Genomic DNA, 565 nt, shown 5'->3' with positions numbered 1-565 from the left:
GCGGCGACGAGGGCGTCGGCGCGTAGTTCGTCGATGCTGCGCAGGTATTCGGGGTCGACGGCCGGGGCGTGGGGGTGTTGGCGGGCGCGGGCGTCGCGGGCGGCCTGCTCGCGGGCGGCGCGTTGGAGGATCTCGTAGATGGTGGTGGCTTCGGGGGCGGTGAGGTGGGCGTGGAGGTCGGCCATGCCGTCGCGGGCGCGGCGTAGGCGGATGTGGCGTTCGCGGGTGGCGGCGGCCCGGCGGGCGCGCAGGCCGGCGGGGTCGTGGGCGGCGATGCGGCGGTCGAGTTCGTCGAGCAGGGCGTCGCGTCCGGGGCGGCGTCCGGCGGCCAGGGCGGCCAGGAGCCAGTCGATGATGTCGCGTTGGACGGGGCCGCGGTGGCGGGGGTCCACGGTGCGCATGTGGCGGGCGAGCAGGGTGGCGGTGTCCTCGTCGAGGCGGCCGGTCTCCATGGCTTCGAGCAGGGCGGGAAAGCCGGTGACCAGGGTGCGGGCGCGGGTGAGCAGGGTGCGGGCGCGGTTGTGGTGCACGCCGTAGGCGGCGACGATCTCGGCGCAGGCGATGT

1 protein-coding gene is annotated in these 565 nt (G+C 76.5%); it reads right to left on the bottom strand.

The features are described from left to right. On the bottom strand, positions 1-565 hold a 565-nt coding region (locus RWK90_RS17275; RefSeq protein ID WP_314038864.1), incomplete at both ends, for a DUF222 domain-containing protein.

The organism is Dietzia sp. CH92, assembly GCF_032248695.1.
Lineage (GTDB): Bacteria > Actinomycetota > Actinomycetes > Mycobacteriales > Mycobacteriaceae > Dietzia.
The sequence above is the reverse complement of the archived record's forward strand: the minus strand, read 5'-3'. Positions and strand labels throughout refer to the sequence as shown.